Here is a 22,223-nt window from a genome sequence, read left to right as displayed (position 1 = left end):
AAATAATATTAATAAATATTATAATTGACATCTTATTTAATTAACTCTAATATTTCTTTTATCTCTAAAATCCATGCATTTAAATATACAAATATTCAATCAACTTCTATATGTCAATTTTAATATATAATTTTATTAATGAATTGAAGGTGAATTTTAATGAATAGAACTCTAAAATATTTAGTTGCTTTTTCGTTATTTATCAATTTTTCTTCATCTATTGCCATGCCTGCATATGCTTCATTTAATAACTCTGAAAAAATATATAATGAGGATTATTTTTCAGATGATGGAGCACTAGGAGATCTTGCTGATTTTGAAGATTTTGAAGATATATTTACTTTTTCAAATGATCAAAGCGAATTAAACTGGTATTATGTTGGAAAAGGAAAAGATAATCCTTCTGAACCTCCTAAAGAATGTCTGAATTTTTTGAAAGAAAATGATGGATACTATTTAGGCGATACATCAAATAAAACAATATACCTTACATTTGATGAAGGATATGAAAATGGAAATACAGGAAAAATTTTAGATACATTAAAGGAATTAGAAGTTCCTGCTGCCTTCTTTGTAGTAAAACCATATATCGATACAGAACCTGACTTAATTAAAAGAATGGTAAACGAGGGACATATTGTAGGAAATCACAGTGTACATCATCCATCAATGGCACAAATCCATGATTCAGAAAAGTTTAAATCTGAATTCACAGGTGTTGAAGATGCATACAAAGAATTAACAGGACAGGATATGCCCAAATTTTTCAGACCTCCTATGGGAAAATACTCAAAAGAATCATTAGAAATGACTAAACAATTAGGATATAAAACGATTTTTTGGAGTTTCGCCTATAAAGACTGGCTTATAAACGATCAACCTTCTGAATCAAAAGGAATAGAAAAAATAGTAAATGGTTCTCATCCTGGATGCATAATGCTGCTTCATGCAGTCTCTGATACAAATACAAAAATATTGAAACAAGTAATAACAGATCTCAAAAATTCAGGATATCAATTTAAGTCTTTAACTGAATTACCTAATCTTGATGTATAGTGCAATTTAGAATTTAAGGATTAAATCTTTGATGTTTTTATCATGTAAATTTTCAAAATAATTTTAATCTTGAAACCTATATATGATTCAAGATTAACATTACATAATAATTAAAGAAATCTTGAAAAGATTTCATCCTTTATTGTCGATTGTCCATCATACATTATTAATTGTAATATATATGTAAATAGCTGTCTTGTAAAGATTAATTAACATTATACCTAATATTTCAATTAAAAAACACCATTAGATATATTTGTTCTTTACACTGACAGCTATTACACCTATTCTTTAATGTACTTGGTTACACTTTCATCAATTTTAACATTTGAATTCTTAGATTTAATTGTGTTTTTGATAACTTTAAAATCTTCTCCTGAATAATAACTAGGACTTATATAATACTTATCCACCTTGTCATTTCTATTATTCTTCTTTTTATTGCTTGTCTCTCTATATGTAACAGTAAAAAATTCCTTCTTTTTATTCTTTTCTTTTGGATCATTGTCTATGCTTAATGAGTCAATTGAACTATATTTTATCTTCTTTATCAAATTTTTATTTTGATAAAATTCCATTTTATTTTCTTTCAAATAAATATCTCTGCTATATTCTACCCATACAGCAAGAGCTGTTACTATAGCAACAAACAGAAAACATATAAAAAGCGGATTTGTAACTCCTTGAGTAATTGCATAAACTAATGCTATTACAAATTCTACTACTACTGCTGAAATCATAAGACTATTTTTCTTTTTTATTATAATAGGATATTTGTTTTCTTCCATAATCCTTTCTCTCCAATCTCTTTAGTTTAATTAAAATATGTTTAATCCCCTTAATCATTATATCCTAAGCACACTATCTTTTTCAATATTTACCTTGTAAAAGTTTAAATGTATTATTTTTTAATCTGAACATAAAATAAATCTGAAAGGAAGGTGTATACTTATGGCAACAAACAAAGCTGGTAGTTCTAATCCTATGCAGAAAGGAGAAAGACGACAGAGACTTCATAAAAATCAAGATAATGTAGGTAATGCAAAAAATAAACCTCAATATAACAACTTCGATGGAAATCCAATAGAATAAAATTTTAGAAGAGATTCTTTATTTTCACTTTAAGAATCTCTTCTTTACATAATAAATATACTAGTAAATTACTTTTTCAACTATTTCAGAAATTTTATTTCTTTCTATAAGAGATATTTCTAAAATATTTTTTATTTCCTTATCCAGATCTTCAAAAAATTCTTCATTTTTTAATGCCTTAAGGTTAACTTTAACATTTACAATAGAACTTTCAACTGCACTATGAAGAAGTATTGCAGATATTCCAAGATCAGATAAGAGCATTTTATTTCCATACTCAGCCATAATTTTAAGATTGTCATAAAATCCAATACATTCTCTTGCTAAAGCTAATGGTGCTTCCATAGACTTTATTGTATTGTCCCTTATTGCCTTTTTTCTATTTTCCTTTTCTTCATCAGTATCTTTAGGCATCTTATAACAATCCATAAGCTTTAAAAAATTTTCTCTATCTTCATCCATAATTTCAAGACTTTTCTTTGAAAATTCAATACTCTTTTTCTGAAAATCTATTATCATATTCTGTGTTTTTTCATTTAATGACATATAGCTCTTTTTTCCTACAGTCAATGAGTAAACCATTGAATTCAATGCTCCAGATAATGCTGCTATAAGTCCTGCAACACTTCCGCCTCCTGGTGCTGGCATATCACTTTCTAAATCTTCTATAAACTTTTTAATAGTATCATCACAAAACTTCATTATACACTCTCCTTAATAACCTTATAAATATTATTCTATATTTCTATTTCCTATAATGGACACTAAATATCCTGAGTATATCCAAAATATCATGGAAATAAAGCTCAATATATAAATCAATGTACTTTCAAATAAATTGACAGCTGCTATTCCAAGTATCATCGATGTCAGTACCGTCATATCAAATTTTTCTCTTTTCCTCATATGATCAATATGATTTATTATAAAAATAAACAATAGAATTATAAATATTAAAATCATCATCAATGATATAATTCCATTTACAGTTGCAATTTCAACATATATATTATGAAGACGTCCAGTTGATAATCCTGGAAGATCTTCAGTTTCCCTTGCATTTGTAACTGCATCAACCATTTCATTATATCCTACTCCAGTTACTGGATTATCTTTTATTACTATAGATGCTGATTCCCAGAGACTTGTTCTCCCACTTGTAAAATCCCTTATATGATTTCCTTCTATATTTATGGCAGCAGTACATGCTATTATTGGAATTATCAAAAGAACTGCTCTTATATATTTATTATTGCTGTATATAAAAGCAAAACAATATACTACAGCTATTACAACAAGATATGAACTGCGTCCATTAAATAAAATCATTGTAATCCCTTGAATGGCAATATTAATACACCAGAATATCTTAAGTCTAAAATTTTTTGTCATGTGATGAATATATATTGACATTACTATTGCAATTGCTGCTGCAATAGAAATTGCATTTGGATTTTCAAAAATTCCGCCTTTACTTCCTTCAAAAATGTATTCTCCTACTGTAAATGATTTATTAAATATTTTCATAATAATAGAAATAAGAGAAGCAGCAAACATGAATACAGCATAAAAATGAGTTGTTATATTCATTTCCTTTATTAAAACTTTTTTATTTCTAAACACATCAACAGTAAATATACTTATGAATAATACAAGATTAAAAATCCATATTTTTAAATTTTCACTTCCTCTATAGACAAAAAGATTAAATAAAAGAGTAACTATCACAAAAATTCCAATAGGTATATCAAATCCGTATATTTTTCTTTTCTTATAATCATTTATTGCCATAAATAATATTAATAATATCCCCCATATTAAGGCAATCCTGCTTAAAAGATTTATTCCTGGAATAACCTTAAGTACTGTTACCACACTTAAGCTTACAAATAAATAAAATAATCTGAAGTAAAATTTATTATCTATAATATCATATATCTGTTTTAATTTATCTTTCATTTATTTCTTTATACACTCCTTTTAGCTTTTCAACTAACACTTTTTCTGAATAGCTAAGAATTGTTTTCTCTTTTATTTCGTTTTTATCATAAGTTTTATAATCACGACTCATTTCTATAAGTGCATTTTTTAGTTTTTCTACATTATCCTTTTCAATTATAATTCCGTTATAATCTCTTATTATATCCTCTGCCCCTCCATTATAAGTTCCAATTACAGGCTTGCCACATGCCATTGCCTCAATATATACAACTCCAAATGTCTCATGTTCTGAAGCCAATACAAAAGAATCACACATTTTCATCTCTTGTGCCACTTCATCTCTTGAAAGTGCTCCCAAAAGATATATCTGATTTTCCATATGTTCTTCTTTAATCATTTCTTTTAACTTTTTAGTTAGAGATCCATCTCCTCCAATTTTCAAAATAGCTTTTTTATCTTTAAAGGCTTTTGAAAAAGCTTTTATTAGATTCTCCATTCCTTTTCCTTCTTCAAGAAATGCACATGAAAAAACACTAAATGTATCATCATCTTTTTTTATTTCCTTATTATTATCATTTCCAAACCGACTTAAATCAACCATATTATGAATTACTCTTATATTGTTATGTGTATAATTTTCCATTTCTCTTTTTAAGCCATTTCCAACTGCAATAAGAACATCTGCATTATCATAAGCTTCATATATATATTTTTTATAACTTTCCTTTGCATATTTTGCATATTTTAATGAAGAATGTTCTGTTAAAACTAATGGAATATTATGTTTTTTACTTATATAATTTGCAGATATTCCTCCCCAAAAAGCAGAATGTGCATGTATAATATCTACCTTTCCTTCTCTTTTTACTATCTCATTATATATTTTATCCATTCTTCTGTTAAAGCTTTTAAACATTAAAGGATTTTTAGGGAAATAATTATAATCTTTATATCTATAAGTTTTCAATCCATCTTCAATTGCAAACTGAATTCCCCTGCTTTCTTTTATTTTTCCAAGCATAGTTATAGGCCATATTTCATTATATGCAACTGTAATTTTAATACCTGCATTTGAAAGAGCCTTAAACTGTTCCTTAAAAAAACTTCCATGCACCTTATTTCTTGATGTTGCATACCATGAAGGAATTACCATTATATGCATTTCATCACTCCTCATTTAAAAGAATTTTGTTCAGTCTTTCAACTATAGAATTCCATTCATAATTTAAGTCTGGCGGACATTTTAGTTGATTTTTTTCAAACAGTTCAACCATATTATAAATTTTTTCTTTTATTAATTTCACTTCATTTTGCGTTACAATACATTTTTTATTGTTTTCCACAACTGATTTTATAGGATCCTTTTCATCACCATATATAACAAAAATTCTTCCCTCAGCACCAAAATAATCATATATCTTTGCAGGAATCTGTTTTGAATTTTTGTTACCAAATAAAAGTAAAATCTCTCCATTAAGCATATACTTAAGAGCTTCATCGAAAGGAATTCTTCCTGAAACTTTAGCTATTTCTAAATTTTCAAGTCTCTTTTTTCCTTCTATGTCATCAATATTCCCAAAAAACAATACATTAAGCATATTATACACATTAGAATTTTCTTCTTTTATTTCCTCCAAAGCAGTAATGAAAGGCCTTATATCTCTAAGTTTAGAAAAAATTTCACCTGTATATATCATATTAATTTTACCCTTTTTTATAAATTCAGGTGATTTTTCAAGAGATAATCTATTGTAAAGTTTTAAATCAAATCCCCTATTTAATATGAATGTCTTTTTTAATCCATTTCTTAATTCCTCATAATCTTTTTCATATTCTTTTCTATTAGCATCTGTGACAAAAATAAAGCTATCTGCCATATTTATAATTTTCTTTTCCATCTTTTGTTCAATTATTTTCTTAAATATTAAAGCTTTTTGTCTTGTTGAATCCTTAAGCCACGGATCACTCCAATAAGTAATCCATGGGACATCTTTAAAACAGCTTTTTATTTCATATGCACATAAATGAGAAGATGGTGGTTCATGCATAGAAAAAATAACATCAAATTTTTCTTTTTTCATCAATAACTTTCCATAAGAACCTGCTTTCTTAGCCCATCCATAATACATATCTGGAATAACAAGAGAATTTTTTATTTTTCTTAAGATTTTTTTTAAAGAACTACTATTATTTTTAGTATTAATAATACTGCCATTATTAAAGGACTTTTTAGGCATTAGTCTTTTAAATAAAACTCCTCCATCAATAAGATGTAGTTTTATATCTTTATTCATCATATTTAATAATCCTTCATCATAATAAATTGAATCTTTAGGAAAATTAACGGTTAAAAGATGAATTTCATTCTTTTCAATTTCACTTAACTTATTTAAATACTGCAGCGTTTCAATTGCAGCTGAATTATTGATAAGTGGAGAGTAGCAAGCGATAAATAATATTTTCATATGTCCTCCTTATCTTTAACTTTAACTTTTACTTCTTCTTATTCTGAATTTATTTAAAATAATGTTACTCAATTCAATAATTTCTTGAAGTTTTAAAATATATCCTAAAATAAGATAAAATATACTTCCTAATGCAGTTCCAACCACTAATAAAGTGAACTCATTTACTTTATTGCCCAATAATCTTATAATTCCTAAAATAACAATTCCCATAAATACAGAATCAAAAATTATAATTGATATTTTATATAAGATATCTTTAATTTTAAAATTATATTCTAATCTTATTATGCTTCTGAAAAGCAAAAGAGAAGTTGCAATCATTGCAATAACAGATGAAACTGCTATTCCAAAAACTCCAAAATATCTTGAAAGTATAATATTCAAAAATATGTTTACAACTACTCCTACAATTCCATTAAAAGTAGTAATTTTAGTCTTTCCCATAGTAAACAATGTTGAATTTAATATGTCTCTCATTCCTGTAAAGAATATTCCAAAACCATAACCTATAAGTGCCGCAGTTGTTATTTTTACTGCATATTCATCAAATTGTCCTCTTCCATAAACAATCTGCACTATTTGTTTTCCAAATATTAACATCCCAATAGTAATTGGAATCAATAAGATTGCAAGATAAACTATTGATTTTTTCAATGTTTCAACAAATCCTTCATGGTCACCATTATTCCTCATATTAGCCATAACTGGATATGCAACATTTGCTATTGATGTTGTTATTATAGTATTTATGAATATTATAAGTTTCTGTCCATAGTCTAATGCTGATATAGATCCTACAGAAAGAGAAGATGCTATTTTCTTATCAACAATCATGTTTAATGAATTGGCTCCAGCTCCTATTATGACTGGAACTATTAAAATTAATATCTCATGAAGCTTCCTATCTTTTAAATTTATAAAAAACTTAAATTTATATTTATGAGACATAAGAGATGGAACCTGAACTACAACTCTTAAAAAATTACCAATAACATTAGCTATGGTAAGTCCTACAATATCATATTCTTTAAAAATCAATAAATAAATTATCATAGGAAAATTAAAAAACAATCCAAGAATAGATGGAATAATAAAATCTTCATTAACCTGAAGGAGCGATGTAAAGCAGGCATTTACTGACAAAAATAAAATATTCAGCAATGTTATTCTTGTAAGCTTCGTTGCCAGAATTAATGCATCATCAGAAAACCCGCCAGCCAGAATATGCACTATTTCTTTTGCGAAAATGCTGCTCACTATAAAAAAAACTAATGATACAATAAAAAGAATATTAATCACATTATTCGCAAAATTATACATATCATTTTGGCCTTTCTCAGCTCTTATACTACTTAACATAGGAAGAAAAGCAGTTGAAATTGCAAGACCTATTAATGTAAAAATCGTTTCTGGAACAGAGACAGCTATGTTATAAGCATCTGTATACATTCCAGCACCAAAACTGCCTGCAATAAGCATATCTCTTATAAAGCCCATTGCCCTGCTCAAGAGAGAAACTATCATTATTATAAATGTAGATTTAATTAAACTGCTTTCCTTCTTCATTTTTCACCATACTATTGCTTTCTTGTTTTTTTATTTTTTAAAACTAGTAATAAAAATTTTGGTATTGAAATCAGTCTTTTTATTCTAAACGGCTCCTTTACTACCCTATAAAGCCATTCAAGTCCTAGTGATATCATCCATTTAGGAGCTCTTTTAAGATTTCCTGCAAATATATCAAAAACTCCTCCAACACCCATAAATATTTTTATATCCTCAATATCTCTTATCTTATCTATGAATATTTCTTGTCTTGGCGATCCCATTGCCACGAATATAGCCCATGGTTTACTGTCCTGTATGTTTTTTATTATTTCATCGCAATTATTCATATCAAAATATCCATTATGATATCCTGCAATTTTTAAATTCGGATAATCTTTCTGTACATTTTCAACGCATTTTTCAACAACTTCTTCTTTTGCTCCAATAAAATACACAGATTTCTTTTCCTTGTCAGCTTTGATTATTACTTCTTTTACAACATCTATACCTGCTATTTTTTCCTGTACAGGATTTCCTAATAATTTTGATGCTATTACAGTTCCAACCCCATCAGGTATTATTAAAGCTTCCTCATCATTGAAACTTTTTTTCAATACCTTATCATTCATTCCATTGAAAAGAATTTCTGGGTTGCCTGAAATTATATTTACTTTATTAAGACCCTCAATATAATTCATAAGGGCTTTTTTATCTCTATTAAAGACATTAAATTCAAGTATTTTTGTAAACATACCTACTCCCACATTATTAATCTATAAATTTTCTACTTGGCTCTATTTAGCATTTGATCAATCTCCATTACTATTTCATCATCTGGAGCAAGTTTTTTTGCAATATCTAGATTTAACCTTGCTTGTTCCATATCTCCTAAATTATAATAACACATTACAATATTAGTACATATTTCAACTTCTTTAGATGCTTCAAATGCCTTTTTAAAATATTTTATTGCTTCTTCAAATTCATTTAAACATGCATAATTCATTCCAAGTTCATTTACTACTTCTAAAATTCCAGATTCTATAGAAAGACTTTTATTTAAATAATGAATTGCTCTATTATAATGCTGAATTTTTCTATAACATACACCAAGATAGTAATATATCAATGGATTTTCTGAAAATTCCTTGCTCAGTGGTTCAAGAAGTTCAATTGCTTTTTCAGGATTATCTTTCACAAGTTCCACTGCTTTTTCATATGTACTTATATTCTCAACATCCTTCACGATTCCTTCTATTTCAGAATTAACTTTACCGCCTTTATTTATATATTCATGAATCTCTACTTCTGCACCTTTAAAATCTCCATCGTCTTTTAAAATAAGTGCATTATATAAATGAGGTTCTGGACACTTAAAGAATTTTTCTTTGCATACCTCTATATCTTCACTTAATGATTCAGTAAATCCAGAATCCTTTTCTCTTATAGCTTCACCTACACTCAAAAGTTTAATCATTATATCCTCTTCTTCACAATATCTATAAAGACCTTTTAAAAGAATATAGGCATCATCTAATTTATCTTGTTTTATTTTATCTGCAATAAGACTCTTTACACATTCCTCGCTATCTGGAATATATGTCAATATTGTACCATAATCATCTATATATCTTATATTAGGATCTGCACCAAAAGCTGTAAACATTCCTTCAATAAAATAATATATAGGCAAATTACTTAATCTAAGTTCATTATTAGCATTTTTTGCAACATAATCTGCACTTATTGGAATATAGAGATCTGAATTTTTAAATTTAATATATTCAGGCATATGTATACTTTTCTTAAATCCTTCTTGATCCACTTCAAGAAATAGCATTTTGCTCAACTTATCTTTATACATTGTTTTATAATTACTCATTTAGCACCTCTTATTAATTGTCATTGTTAATAAATCTTAATTATATTATATATCTTAATCTTTCTAATAAATTCAATCTTAGCATTCAAACAAATTATGCTGAAATGTTTATAATTTGTTAATTAATATTATAAAACCATATCTTAAAGTATGAATTTATATAACAAAACTACAAAATTAAAACATATATGTTCTAATAATAAACTTGCATAATAATTGAAGAAATCTTTAAAAGAATTCATCCTTTATTGTTAATTGGAATATATAATAAATTATTAACTGCAATATATATTATAATCTAAATTATTCAAATTTAATATATATACATCACAATTAATACTATTAAGCAGATTGCATTATTTAAATAAATCATAGTTAAAAACAAATGCTACAAAACTTATCACTGTTTTTATATAAAAAAATGCTGCCACTTTTGTGACAGCATTTTTTATTATTAATTTAGATTTCCATTAATTATTTCCATTACTTTTTCTTTAAATCTTGCAATTTCATGCTCTGCATTTTCTAAGCTGCTGCCTTTTACAGCTAAATAAATCTTCATCTTAGGCTCTGTACCTGATGGTCTTACAACGAAATAAGATTTATCCTCTAATATATATTTTAATACATTTGATTTTGGTAATTTAATTTCTGATTTAGTATTATTAACAGTATCATTTTCTATACTTAGTTTATAATCTAGATTCTTAACTACCTTAACGCCATCTATAGCATTTATAGGATCATTTCTCATTCCTTCAATACATGCTGCTATTTTTTCTTGACCTTCTTTACCTTTCAATTCTATTGATACTAATTGTTCTTTGAAATATCCATACTTTTCATATAGTTCAATTAAAGCTTCATACAAGCTCTTGCCTTGTTCTTTATAATAAAGAGCCATTTCACATACTAACATTGATGCAATTACAGCATCTTTATCTCTTACAAAAGTTCCTGCAAGATATCCATAACTTTCTTCAAATCCAAACAGATAACTCTTGTCTCCTGCATCCTCAAATTCTCTTATTTTTTCACCTATATATTTGAATCCAGTTAATACTTCCATTAATTCCACATTAAAATCTTCTGCAATAGCTCTTGCACCTTCAGTTGTAACTATAGTCTTTATTACAACCCCATTGTCTGGAAGCTTGTTTGTTTCTTTTAATGAACTTAAAACATAATGAGTTAAAAGTAAACCAGTCTGATTTCCTGTTAAAACCTGATAATTTCCTTGGCTGTCTTTTACAACTACACCTATTCTATCACAATCTGGATCAGTACCAAAAATTATATCTGGATTTTCTGTTTCAGCCATTTTTAATGCTAGTTTAAATACATCTGGATTTTCTGGATTAGGATAAGATGCTGTTGGGAAATTTCCATCTGGCAATTCTTGTTCCTTTACTACCTTTACGTTTGAATATCCTAACTGTTTTAATACAGTTCTTACAGGAATATTTCCTGAACCATGTATTGGAGTATATATAACGTTTAATGTATCAGCTTTTTCTTTAACTAAATCAGTTCTTATAGCTAATCCTTTAACTTTATCATAATATATTTTATCTAAATCTTCACCAACATATTTTAAAAGACCTTTTTCAACTGCTTCATTTTCATCCATATTTTTAATCTTTGAAAAATCATCTACAGCATTAACACAATTAATAATAGTCTTGGCTTTTGCATCAGTTACTTGTCCTCCAAATTCATCATACACTTTATATCCGTTATATATTTTAGGATTATGTGATGCAGTAACTACTATACCACCAGAACATTTTAATTCTCTTACAGCAAAAGATAACATTGGTGTTGGTCTTAAGCTTTCATATAAATAAACTTTAATATTATTAGCACATAATGTTAATGCTGCTGCTTTAGCAAATTCATCTGACATATTTCTTGAATCATGTGCGATTGCTACTGCTGGTTCAGTGAAATTATCATTTAAATAATTAGCAAATCCTTGTGTAGCTTTTGCAACTGTATATATATTCATTCTGTTGCTTCCAGCTCCTATTATTCCTCTTAATCCACCTGTACCGAAATCTAGATCTTGATAAAATCTATCTTCAATTTCCTTTTCATCGGATATATTTCTTAATTCATTTTTTGTTTCCTCATTTATAACATCTGAGTTAATCCATTCATTATATTTTTCTTTGTAGTTCATTTTAATTCCCTCCCCATTTTTTTCAGTTATATTATACAATATTTATCTGTAATAAAAAATAGTTTTAAATTCAATTTCTAAAATTATTCATTAATGTCATTTAAATAACTTTATCGTATTGAAAATAATATCATCATTTAATTTTGTCATATTTGTATATTAATTCTAACATTTTTATTACATTTATTTAATAATATAATATTATTCCTTTTCAAATGAATATCGTTATCATTGATTTTTTAAAAACATATATTTCAAATCAGCATATACTTATTATAAAATTTTTCAAATTTATCTAAAAATATAACCATATTTATTGTAACATAATCACTTTTAATCAAATCAATATAACAATAGTATTGATATATTTAATTTTATCGTAAACAATATCAATACTATTATAACTCATATTTATATACTAATCTATAAAAAAGAATTATATTTATAAATTTCTACAAAACAATATAGAAAAAATTTGTAAATAATCTTATTTATTTTCCTTTATTCTCATCATCTCCTGTTGGTATAAATTGTTCATTAACAACTGACGCACACACTGATGATAAATCTTCTACTATTGAAATTTCATCTCCTATTTCTAAATCAGATAGTTTATAAACACTTCCAACTTTTGCTTTTGAAACATCTATATTTATACTCTTTGGAAGGTCTTCTGGTTTACATGATACTTTTACAGAATCTTTCTGACTCTGAAGCACAATTCCTTTCTGACTCAAAAAATCCTTGCCATTGAATTTTATAGGAATTTCTGCAGTAATATTTTCATCCGAACATATTTCTTCTAAATCTATGTGTACTATCTTATGTGTAATAGCATCTTTTTGAACATCTTTGATCATTGCAGTACCATTATATCCATCAAGATCAAAATTTACAATTCCATGTTCACCTATAATGTTAAGCTCGCTTACTAAATTCATTTCTCCAATTTCAAACATTAAACTTCCAAGCTTTTTTCCATATATTATGCCTGGAACTAATCCTTTTCTTCTCTCTTTTTTTGCACTCTTAGATGAATTTTTGATTCTTTTATTTAAAAATAATTCTTCCACTTGTAATCCTCCTTTTACGATTATCAATCATTTCTCTATTATTTCTCATTTTCATATTTTTATTCAATCAATAGAAATTTTAATATTCTTATACATATTCATCTAAAAGTCTTATCAAAAAATTAAAACTATATATATTTCAATTAACAATGTACAATGAACAATTGACAGTGAGATGAAATCTTTTTAATATTTTTCTAATTATTATGTAATTTTATTATTGAAATATATATTTTTTCTATGACAAATTGTCAAGCTAATATAATTCTATTTCAAAAATAAATACAAAAAACAGACAGTTAAAAGATACTATTTCCCTTAACTGTCTGTTTTTTAATCTAAAATTATATCAATTAAACAACTATTAATTATTCTGCTGCAGTTTCTTCTTCTTCCTCATCTTCTTTTTCATCTACGATAATTGATCCAATAACACTTGATAAGTCATCATCAACAGTAACTTTATTACTAATTGCTAAATCTTTTAATGTATATACAGTTCCTGCTGTTCCTTGGGATACATCAAGATCAAATTCTTTTGGAAGATCTAATGCTGTACAAGTTACCTTTACTAAATCTTTTTGAACCTGTAAAATCAATCCCTTGCTTTCTAAAATTCCTTTTCCAGAAATCTTAATATCAACTTCAGTAGTCATTTTTTCTTTATCTGATACTTCTTCAAGATCTAAGTGAATAATTTTGTTTCCAAAATTATTTTTTTGAAGTTCTTTAATTACAGCAGTACCTTTTTGTCCATCTAAATCAAATTTTAATACTCCATGTTCACCTGATACTGCTAATTCCTTTTGTAATGCTGTTACATCAACATCAAACAATTCATTTCCTATTTCTTTTCCATAAATTACTCCAGGAATTTTACCTTGTCTTCTTTCTGCTCTGGCATCATGTCCATTTTTCTTAACTCTTTTACTTAATAATAGTTCCTCCATTGTAAATCTCTCCTTCTTAATTTTAATAATCCTAAATATTATGTTAATTCTTTTTATGCTTAGATCATTTAAATCATTAGCTTACGATGAACGGAACATATAGGCATATTACAATCATAAGGTCTTATATGCTTATAATGATTAGTCTTATCTGAAGAATTTTGAAAAGATAAGATTAATTTGCAATTAAAATTTAACATTTTTCTCGCCTCTAATTCATCTAAAATATATTCCCTTATTTCTTATTTAATTTTCATATATATTATACCACTTTTTATTCTATTTTTCCTTAAATTTATAATAAATTTTGCCTAGCTTCTCTCTATTTTAACTTTACTTCCACCTTTTCCACATTCAGCTGGAGATACTATAAGTTTAACAGGTACTCTGTTTTTTATGCTTTCTACATGGCTTATTATTCCAACTTTAAGTTTATCATTATGAATCCTTTCCAATGAGTTCATAACAACTTCAAGCAGTTCATCATCTAATGTTCCAAATCCTTCGTCAAGGAAAAACAATTCTAGTGGTGCTGTACCTTTGAGCTGAATTTGAGCAGACAATGCAAGTGCAAGAGATAATGATGCTAAAAATGTCTCTCCTCCAGATAATGTACTTGCATCTCTCTGAGCCCCTCCATTTTTATAATCTCTTATCATAAATTTTCCATTTTCATCAACTTCAATACCATAATTTCCATGTGATATTTCTTTCAGTCTTTTAGAAGCCTCTATTGATATATATTTAAGCTGATGCGCTGCAACAAATTCAACAAACTTCTTTCCTTTAAATAATTTTTCAAGATCCTTAAGCATTCCAAGCTTATGTTCAAGATCACTTTTTTTCTGTAAAAGTTCTCTCTGTTCCTTTAGTTTTGTATTTAATCTTATAATTTCATTTTTAAGATTTATTACGTTTTCTTCACATTCCTTCAATTTATCATTTTTTGAATTCATGATTATTTTTAATTCATCATACTCTTCTTTTGTTATAAATCTTCCATCAATCTTATTTTTAAGTGTATTTATTGCACCCTGTATCTTTGAAATATTTTCCTTATATTCTTCAACTTCATTTTTTAATTTAATTAGTTCTGCTTTTTCAAGCATACTAGCTTTAACTTCTTCTATGCTCTTAAATCCTTCGCTCAGAATCATAAAATTCATGTTTTTTTCTTCATTTATTTTTTTATCACTAAGGGTTTTATCTGTGCTCTGTGCTGAAATAAGTCTTTCATTATATTGTTTAAAAATTTTATCAAGATCATCTTTTTCCTTTTCAGAATTTTCATAATTATCTTCTATATTTCTTATATTAATTTCTATTTTTTTAAGAAGTTCTTCTAAATTTTCATTTTCACCACACTTGCTTTTAATAAATTCAATTTTCTCTTGTATGCTTTGTTCATATGAACTTATTTCAGTTTCTTTCTTAACTATTTCTTCACTTATTTTTTTTATTTCTTCATCCCTTTGTTTTCTTTCTTCTTCAAGTAATTCCAACTGTTTTCTGGACTTATTTATATCTCTTAAAATTTCATTCCGTTCATTTTCCTTTTTTCTTATTTCAATATTCTTTTCTTTAAAATTTCCAACAGAAATATCTTTTTTTAAGCTTTCTATTTCTTTAACAAAATCATTTTTCTCATTTTCTGATTCCTGAAATTCTTTTTCAAGTATCTGCTTTTGATTCTGATAAGATCTTAATGCTGCTCTTAAAGCCTTAATGTCTCCATCTTGCTTTTCACGTTTTATCAGAATATCTTTTATTCCTTTTTCTAATTCTTCTTTATTTTTGTTATACTCATTTACTGAAATTTTTAATTTTTCAAATTCCGTTTCCAAATCCTTTAAAGATTTTTTTCTGAATTCAACTCCAAGTTTATCGATATTTTCTTTTCCTTCCTCAATATTTTTAATATCAGTTTCCAAAGTCGTTTTTGCTTTAATATTTTTATCATTTATTTTTTTTAGAAGATCTTCTTTTTCCTTTATTTCCTTTTCAATCTTTTCCAAATCAAAACGAAACTTTGAATCTGTAAAATGATTGAAATCATGATGAATAGATCCACATACAGGACATTTTTCTCCTTCTTTTAATTCCTTTCTCAGTTCTATTGACATAGATTCCCTTAATGCAAGCTTCTGATTTTCTTTCAACACTTTAAGTTCGTTTTCATATTTGCTTAACTCTTCTTCATATTTATTTATATTTTCTTCAAGAATAGTCCTCTCCTCAGAAAATCTTTCTATATCTTTAGATATCCTGTTAAATATTTCATACTTCCTGCTGCATTCTTCTATAAATTTTCTATGTTCTAAAAGAAAGTTCTGATCTCCAGGACACTTTTCAATCAAATTTTCCAGTTTTTCTTTTTTATCATTCAATTCACCATCAGTTTTTTCAATATTACTTTTTAAATTTATGCCCTCTTTTATTGTGTCATCAATTAATTTATTTATTGATCTATATTTTTCTTCATATTGTTTTGATATTTTATCAGCTTTACTTATCTTTTCTTCAAGTATAAGTCCATTTTGTATTCTCTCTTTAAATTCTTCATCTATTTGTAACTCATTCTGTTTCTTTTCAAGACCAATTATATATTCATTTTCTTCTTTAGTGTATTGATTTAAATTTATTAATCTTTTATTACTTTCATCAAAATCCTTTTTATATTCATCTTTTTTCTTTAAAGCACTCTTATGTTTTTCAATTATTGTTTTTAATATATTCTGCGCTTGTATAGCATCTTTTGTCTTTTGTCTTCTAATAATAAGTTCTGATAAATTTTCTTCTTTATCTTTTTTCGCAGCAAGCCATTTTTCTTCCGCTTTTTCTCTGCTTTTGCCCACATTGTTTAATTTTCCAATTATATCTGTGAGAAGCAATTTATTTTCCTCATAGGATTTTATAGTCTTTTCATAAACCGTTATATATGGAATCACTTTTTCTGCATTTTCACTAAGTTCTATTGTATTCTTCGCCTTTTCAATGAATTCTTCTTTCTGCTTTAATGCATTTTCTTTTTCTTCATATACCTTTAATTCATTCTGCATATTCCATAATTCTTCATTTTTCTTATCCTGTTTTTGAATATCTTCAAACTCTAACCCTAGCCTTTTAAATTCATTTTCTCTGTTTTTAAGTTCTTCTTCATTTTCTTTAAGCTTTTCCAAACTTATATCTTCATAACCCTTTAACTGACCTTCCAAAATACTATTTTCTGTATTTTCTTTTCTTATCTTTGCAGACAATTTAACTGAAAGATTATCTCCATATTTTTCAAGATTAAACAATCTTTCAAGCATTTCTCTTCGTTCTTTTCCTTCAAGTTTTAAAAATTCACTAAATTTTCCTTGTGGCAATACTACAGTCCTTGTAAAATCATCTATATTAAGTCCAATTATCTCTTCAACTTTTCTGTTCAACATTTTAACAGAATCTGCTATAACTTCTTTATTGTTTTCTTCTGTTATGTCTACAAGCTTACATTTTCCACTATTTATATTTCCATCCTTTTTTCTTTTAAACTCTCTATCAATAGAATATTTTTTAATTTCTCCTCCCGATATCTGAAACTCGAAACTTACATTTACTCTGTCACAGTTAGTATTTATAAAATTAGAACTTTTTCTCGATACTGCTCCATATAAAGCCAAAGTTATTCCATCAAGAATAGTTGATTTTCCACTTCCTGTTGGTCCAAATATCCCAAATAATCCTCTGTCTGTCAGTTTTAAAAAATCAATTGTCTGTTCTTCTTGAAAACTATTTAACCCTTTAATTTTAAGTTTAATTGGTTTCATCTTGATCACCTTCTTCATTTATAATTGATAGCAATAAATCTACAACTTCCTTCTGTGGCTCAACATCACGTTCTTTCTTATAAAATTCTCTAAATACCTCTTCAAAAGGTTTCTCTCTCAAATTTTCGAATTCAATTTCTTCATCATCATTTTTTATTTTAGGCTGTATTTCCAGTATATCTTTCTTAAATTCCTTCATTTTTTTTATTTCATCTTCTCTTATATATGTGTCAGTTTCTATTTCAAGATAAACCCAGCAGTTATGATCCTTATTTTCTTCACATCTGTTTATAGCATCCTCTATACTCTTACATTTCCATATTTCAATAGGTTTATATACTTTAAGTTTAATTTCCTTTACTACACATTCCTTTCCAGGTTCTGCATCAATTATAAAACATTTTTTATCATAATTAATTTCTTTTTTATTATAATGAATAGGGGATCCTGAATACCTTGCTCTTTTTCCTGTACCAGGTACTATCTGTGGCTTGTGAACATGACCTAATGCAATATATTGAGCTTCTTCTGGGAAACAGCTTCCATACACAATATAACTTCCGCCAAGCTGTATACTTCTCTCTGAGCCCCCTTCTTCGCTTCCCATTGCAAATAAATGAGAAACAACCAGATTTATGGTATCTTTTCTATAATGAACTTTAAGATTATCAAACAATTCTGATATTCTTTCACTATAAGATTTCAACTTTTCTTCATCAGTATCCATACTTCCATATATAACTTCATTAAGTCTTTTTTCGCTTGGATAAGGTACTGTCAATATTACACTTTTTTCATTATTTATTTCTAATTCTATAAAGCCCTCTCCAGAATCAACAACTCTATGTTTCCCATATTGACCACATGGAATTACTGTTTTAGGTGTACCACACATTATTATTCCATGATCTCTCGCCAATGGACCTGCTGCAACAAGCCTTTCAGGACTATCATGATTTCCGCTTATAACGAGAGTTATCCTTTCTCCATCTTTAGAAATCTGCTTTAATGTATCATAAAACATTTTTTCAGCTCTTGCTGGTGGATTTGAACTATCGTATACATCTCCCGCTATTATTACCAAATCTATGTTGTTATCTTTAACTATGTCTACAAAATCCTTCAAAAACAATTCTTGTTCATCCATTCTACTTTGACCTTCCAGGTTTTTTCCAAGATGCCAATCTGCTGTATGAAGTATTCTCATTTTAATTCCTCCTAACGTAATAAATAAAAATTATATCTATTAAAAATAAGCTTTTAAAATATATCATAATTATATCCTAAATAATTCTATTCATAATAAATTATATTGAAAGTTCATCTTATAAATAAAAAGCAGACAAAATATCTGTCTGCTTTTTACTTACTAATATAGATTATATTCCAAAATATCAACACATTCATTTATTATCTTTAATTTGTCACTTTCATTGAATGATTTATCCCTCAAGATATCCTTCATTCTTTTCACTGCTTTGCACATTTCTTTATAATCATCATTCTCTATACCTATGAAACTCATTTTACACGCTCCCTTTATATATTACATAGTAAAATACTATATAATAATTGTTTGCTTAAGCTTCATTTATATACTATATTCATATACTTTTTTGTATATTTTATCTCTGACTTCTAAAAATTCATCATGAATTATTTCTCTTCCATAACTCATAATTTTTAACGGAAGAAGTGGGCTTCCTTCCTGTAAAGGCGGTTGAACATAGTCATAGTCATTTAACTTCATACCCATTCTCTTATAATATTGAATTCTTCTTTCTGCAATATCATTATCCGGCATTTCAACTTCCAGTACTGTCATCTTATTGTTATTGTTTAGATATGCTTTCAAAAGTTTTGTTCCAATTCCATTTCCTCTTAAAATATCATCAACTGCAAAATGTTCAATGAAATTGAAATTCTTAAGTTTCCAAAATGCCAAAAAAGCACATACATTATCTTCTTCATCCTTATATCCTATAACATTATAATATTTGTTATGAAAAAGCTTCTTTTGATCTTCATAATTTCTTCTTTCAATACTTGGAAATGATTTTTCCATAACATTATACATACTTTTAAAATCATCTATATTTATATTGTCTAGCTTATAATTTTTCATTTCACACTTCCCTAATTACCAGTATATAAATCAATAATTAATTTTTTATAACTTGAATTTCAAAGTATATTATATCACAATATGTAAAATTTTTTACATATTAAATATCAGCAGGTATATTCTATTTTTTATTTTTATGATGATTATAAATATAAAAAGGTATTCCTATAAGCATTAATATAAATCCCCACATTACTGTTTCTGCTCCTGAACCATATATAGTCCATATAGTATAAGCAAATGCTGTTAATGGAATTATAGATTTCTTTAAAAAATATCCTAATGTAAAGTTTTTCTCATTTTTAAATATAAGCATCATTTCTGCTGCCACTGTTAAGAGATATACTGGAAGAAATGATAATGTCGCTAATATAGTTATAAATGTAAATGCTGAAACCATACCTTTTTGATAATTCATCAATAATAATATGTTAACAAGTACTGAACCAATTATTAATGAATTTACAGGTGTTCCATACTTAGGATGCAGCTTTCCAAAAAATTTAGGAAATACCCCATCTTCTCCTGCTGCAAATGAAACCCTTGCTGTCGATAAGATCCATCCTATTGTAGTTCCCAATATACATATTACAACTGCTATTGTAAGAAACTTTCCAATACCTGTTCCAAGAGATTTAGTCAATATATCTGTAAGAGGAGCTGAACTTATAGCAAGTTCATTATTTGACATCGCCCCCATACTTCCAACACTTATCAATATATATATAATTGCAGCTATTAATAGACCATATATTGTACTCTTCTTTACATTTTTTTCTGGATTTTTAAGTTCTCCTGCTGTAACTGTTGAACTTTCAAGACCTACAAATGCCCACAAAGTAGAAGTAGCTGCTAAAGAAACAGTAGATAAGTCTTTTCCTTCAGGGTTAAATGGAGTCAAATTAGAACTGTCAAAATTCAAAAATGCTGCTATTATAAACAAAGCAAAAAATCCTATCTTAAACACAGTAACAAAACTCTGAATTTTTCCTGCATGTTTCACTCCTATAATATTTAGTATAGTAACTGACCACAAAATTCCGCTTGTAAAAATTATTGATACCAATGGATTATTTAATGCTGGAATAACAGCACCTGCATAACTTGCTATTGCAACAATTATAGCTGCATTACCAATCCATGAGCCATTCCAATAAAGCCATGCACTTAAAAAACCAGCAAATTCACCAAATGCTTCTTTAGTATACTGATACGCTCCACCTGTTGATGGATATTTAGAACCTAAATTTGCAAAAGAAACAGCAATCAATATAGATCCTATTGTTGTAAAAATCCATGCAATTATTGTAGACATAGGTCCTGCTACCTGTGCAAGAGTTGCTGGCAGCATAAAAACACCTGATCCTATCATATTCCCACAAACAAGCATAGTAGCCATAAACAGACTCATTTCTTTTTTTAATTTTTTTTCTTCCATTTTTCCTCCTATGTATTTATATTCCTTTTTCCATTATTTATTCAACGTAAATGGTATTTATATTATTTTTAAATTAAATAATATTTTCTCTTAAAGTATATCATATTTTTATATCTTTTGTATTTTTAAAGCGATTTATGTCGTACAAAGAATCATAATACATTATTAATTTATATTTAAGGATTTTTCATATTGGAATAAATATAAAACTCAGTCCAACATATAGTGTATCTCAAATGAATATGTACACTATATCTTGCACTAAATCATATAAAATTATAATTATGAAATATACACATTTAACTAAACTGTAAAATTGATAGAACAATTAAAACTAAATTTTATAGATAATTACACACCTAATGACAATATTATTATCATATTAAATCACTACAATAAAAAATAGATAAACAGGCAGAAATATTTATAGAAATCACCTGACATTAAAAAATATAAAATTTGAAAGTCTATAGTAATTCACCGTGAGAACGAATAAGGCAAATGAATTAATGTGAAGTTTGCAAAGCACAGGTAAGACTTAGAACAGGTAATAAAGTACATCTTATTGTTAAGATTGTTAAGATAATACCTATTATATTGGGGATGATTTGATTTATGTTTATAGTAGGTATCATATGAATATTGAAGAAATGAATATT

18 protein-coding genes are annotated in these 22,223 nt (G+C 26.9%); 2 read left to right on the top strand and 16 right to left on the bottom strand.

Annotation, left to right across the window (positions count from 1 at the left end):
* Positions 1-159: 159 nt before the first annotated feature.
* Positions 160-1,056 (top strand): delta-lactam-biosynthetic de-N-acetylase, encoded by an 897-nt coding sequence (gene pdaA, locus Q0F58_RS01035; RefSeq protein WP_294371315.1) that lies wholly within the window; start codon positions 160-162, stop codon positions 1,054-1,056.
* A 284-nt stretch (positions 1,057-1,340) separates the two neighbouring features.
* Here pdaA and Q0F58_RS01030 read toward each other — a convergent pair whose 3' ends face one another.
* Entirely contained in the window at positions 1,341-1,844 is a 504-nt protein-coding gene (locus tag Q0F58_RS01030) for a hypothetical protein (protein WP_294371312.1), read from the bottom strand.
* Positions 1,845-2,007: 163 nt separating this feature from the next.
* Here Q0F58_RS01030 and Q0F58_RS01025 point away from each other — a divergent pair, with 163 nt between their 5' ends.
* Complete coding sequence (locus tag Q0F58_RS01025) at positions 2,008-2,148, top strand: clostri-philic family protein (protein WP_294371309.1); 141 nt, start codon at positions 2,008-2,010, stop codon at positions 2,146-2,148.
* Between the two features lie 60 nt (positions 2,149-2,208).
* Here Q0F58_RS01025 and Q0F58_RS01020 read toward each other — a convergent pair whose 3' ends face one another.
* The 15 genes from Q0F58_RS01020 to Q0F58_RS00950 form a co-directional block, all read right to left on the bottom strand.
* Positions 2,209-2,850, bottom strand: coding sequence for a cyclodeaminase/cyclohydrolase family protein (locus tag Q0F58_RS01020; RefSeq protein WP_294371307.1), 642 nt, complete (start codon positions 2,848-2,850; stop codon positions 2,209-2,211).
* Positions 2,851-2,880: 30 nt separating this feature from the next.
* Positions 2,881-4,107: an O-antigen ligase gene (locus tag Q0F58_RS01015; protein ID WP_294371304.1), complete on the bottom strand. Its 1,227-nt coding sequence runs from the start codon at positions 4,105-4,107 to the stop codon at positions 2,881-2,883.
* Positions 4,097-5,251, bottom strand: a complete 1,155-nt coding sequence (locus tag Q0F58_RS01010; protein ID WP_294371301.1) for a glycosyltransferase — start codon at positions 5,249-5,251, stop codon at positions 4,097-4,099. The genes Q0F58_RS01015 and Q0F58_RS01010 overlap by 11 nt, the downstream gene beginning before the upstream one ends.
* A gap of 4 nt (positions 5,252-5,255) precedes the next feature.
* Positions 5,256-6,554: a glycosyl transferase group 1 gene (locus Q0F58_RS01005; protein WP_294371298.1), complete on the bottom strand. Its 1,299-nt coding sequence runs from the start codon at positions 6,552-6,554 to the stop codon at positions 5,256-5,258.
* A gap of 21 nt (positions 6,555-6,575) precedes the next feature.
* A complete protein-coding gene (gene murJ / locus Q0F58_RS01000; RefSeq protein WP_294371294.1) occupies positions 6,576-8,123 on the bottom strand; it encodes a murein biosynthesis integral membrane protein MurJ in 1,548 nt (515 codons plus the stop codon).
* 11 nt (positions 8,124-8,134) lie between these two features.
* Positions 8,135-8,857 carry a WecB/TagA/CpsF family glycosyltransferase gene (locus Q0F58_RS00995; protein ID WP_294371292.1) on the bottom strand — a complete coding sequence of 241 codons (723 nt, stop codon included), beginning with the start codon at positions 8,855-8,857 and terminating at the stop codon, positions 8,135-8,137.
* Between the two features lie 32 nt (positions 8,858-8,889).
* On the bottom strand, positions 8,890-9,987 hold the full coding sequence (locus Q0F58_RS00990) for a tetratricopeptide repeat protein (protein WP_294371290.1): 1,098 nt from the start codon (positions 9,985-9,987) through the stop codon (positions 8,890-8,892).
* Positions 9,988-10,441: 454 nt separating this feature from the next.
* Complete coding sequence (locus Q0F58_RS00985; protein ID WP_294371288.1) at positions 10,442-12,169, bottom strand: phospho-sugar mutase; 1,728 nt, start codon at positions 12,167-12,169, stop codon at positions 10,442-10,444.
* A 491-nt stretch (positions 12,170-12,660) separates the two neighbouring features.
* Complete coding sequence (locus Q0F58_RS00980; protein WP_294371287.1) at positions 12,661-13,242, bottom strand: 50S ribosomal protein L25; 582 nt, start codon at positions 13,240-13,242, stop codon at positions 12,661-12,663.
* A 368-nt stretch (positions 13,243-13,610) separates the two neighbouring features.
* Entirely contained in the window at positions 13,611-14,192 is a 582-nt protein-coding gene (locus Q0F58_RS00975; RefSeq protein ID WP_294371283.1) for a 50S ribosomal protein L25, read from the bottom strand.
* A 311-nt stretch (positions 14,193-14,503) separates the two neighbouring features.
* Positions 14,504-18,001: an AAA family ATPase gene (locus tag Q0F58_RS00970; RefSeq protein ID WP_294371275.1), complete on the bottom strand. Its 3,498-nt coding sequence runs from the start codon at positions 17,999-18,001 to the stop codon at positions 14,504-14,506.
* The gene (locus Q0F58_RS00965; RefSeq protein ID WP_294371273.1) at positions 17,988-19,208 is read right to left on the bottom strand and encodes an exonuclease SbcCD subunit D; all 1,221 of its coding nucleotides are present in this window, start codon (positions 19,206-19,208) and stop codon (positions 17,988-17,990) included. Before Q0F58_RS00965 ends, Q0F58_RS00970 begins: the two co-directional genes overlap by 14 nt.
* A gap of 162 nt (positions 19,209-19,370) precedes the next feature.
* Entirely contained in the window at positions 19,371-19,526 is a 156-nt protein-coding gene (locus Q0F58_RS00960) for a hypothetical protein (RefSeq protein ID WP_294371270.1), read from the bottom strand.
* Positions 19,527-19,592: 66 nt separating this feature from the next.
* Positions 19,593-20,126 (bottom strand): GNAT family N-acetyltransferase, encoded by a 534-nt coding sequence (locus Q0F58_RS00955; RefSeq protein WP_294371268.1) that lies wholly within the window; start codon positions 20,124-20,126, stop codon positions 19,593-19,595.
* 121 nt (positions 20,127-20,247) lie between these two features.
* Positions 20,248-21,564, bottom strand: a complete 1,317-nt coding sequence (locus tag Q0F58_RS00950; RefSeq protein ID WP_294371266.1) for an APC family permease — start codon at positions 21,562-21,564, stop codon at positions 20,248-20,250.
* Positions 21,565-22,223 lie beyond the last annotated feature (659 nt).

This window comes from uncultured Clostridium sp., from assembly GCF_934754915.1.
Taxonomy (GTDB): Bacteria; Bacillota; Clostridia; order Clostridiales; family Clostridiaceae; genus Clostridium.
This window is presented reverse-complemented; position numbering and strand designations above follow the sequence as displayed.

Coding starts and splice junctions, on each gene's coding strand:
- Q0F58_RS00950 (WP_294371266.1), bottom strand. CDS start 21,564: ATGGAAGAAAAAAAATTAAAAAAAGAAATGAGTCTGTTTATGGCTACT.
- Q0F58_RS01030 (WP_294371312.1), bottom strand. CDS start 1,844: ATGGAAGAAAACAAATATCCTATTATAATAAAAAAGAAAAATAGTCTT.
- Q0F58_RS00970 (WP_294371275.1), bottom strand. CDS start 18,001: ATGAAACCAATTAAACTTAAAATTAAAGGGTTAAATAGTTTTCAAGAA.
- Q0F58_RS01015 (WP_294371304.1), bottom strand. CDS start 4,107: ATGAAAGATAAATTAAAACAGATATATGATATTATAGATAATAAATTT.
- Q0F58_RS01020 (WP_294371307.1), bottom strand. CDS start 2,850: ATGAAGTTTTGTGATGATACTATTAAAAAGTTTATAGAAGATTTAGAA.
- Q0F58_RS01005 (WP_294371298.1), bottom strand. CDS start 6,554: ATGAAAATATTATTTATCGCTTGCTACTCTCCACTTATCAATAATTCA.
- pdaA (WP_294371315.1), top strand. CDS start 160: ATGAATAGAACTCTAAAATATTTAGTTGCTTTTTCGTTATTTATCAAT.
- Q0F58_RS00985 (WP_294371288.1), bottom strand. CDS start 12,169: ATGAACTACAAAGAAAAATATAATGAATGGATTAACTCAGATGTTATA.
- Q0F58_RS01010 (WP_294371301.1), bottom strand. CDS start 5,251: ATGCATATAATGGTAATTCCTTCATGGTATGCAACATCAAGAAATAAG.
- Q0F58_RS00995 (WP_294371292.1), bottom strand. CDS start 8,857: ATGTTTACAAAAATACTTGAATTTAATGTCTTTAATAGAGATAAAAAA.
- Q0F58_RS01025 (WP_294371309.1), top strand. CDS start 2,008: ATGGCAACAAACAAAGCTGGTAGTTCTAATCCTATGCAGAAAGGAGAA.
- murJ (WP_294371294.1), bottom strand. CDS start 8,123: ATGAAGAAGGAAAGCAGTTTAATTAAATCTACATTTATAATAATGATA.
- Q0F58_RS00975 (WP_294371283.1), bottom strand. CDS start 14,192: ATGGAGGAACTATTATTAAGTAAAAGAGTTAAGAAAAATGGACATGAT.
- Q0F58_RS00965 (WP_294371273.1), bottom strand. CDS start 19,208: ATGAGAATACTTCATACAGCAGATTGGCATCTTGGAAAAAACCTGGAA.
- Q0F58_RS00955 (WP_294371268.1), bottom strand. CDS start 20,126: ATGAAAAATTATAAGCTAGACAATATAAATATAGATGATTTTAAAAGT.
- Q0F58_RS00960 (WP_294371270.1), bottom strand. CDS start 19,526: ATGAGTTTCATAGGTATAGAGAATGATGATTATAAAGAAATGTGCAAA.
- Q0F58_RS00990 (WP_294371290.1), bottom strand. CDS start 9,987: ATGAGTAATTATAAAACAATGTATAAAGATAAGTTGAGCAAAATGCTA.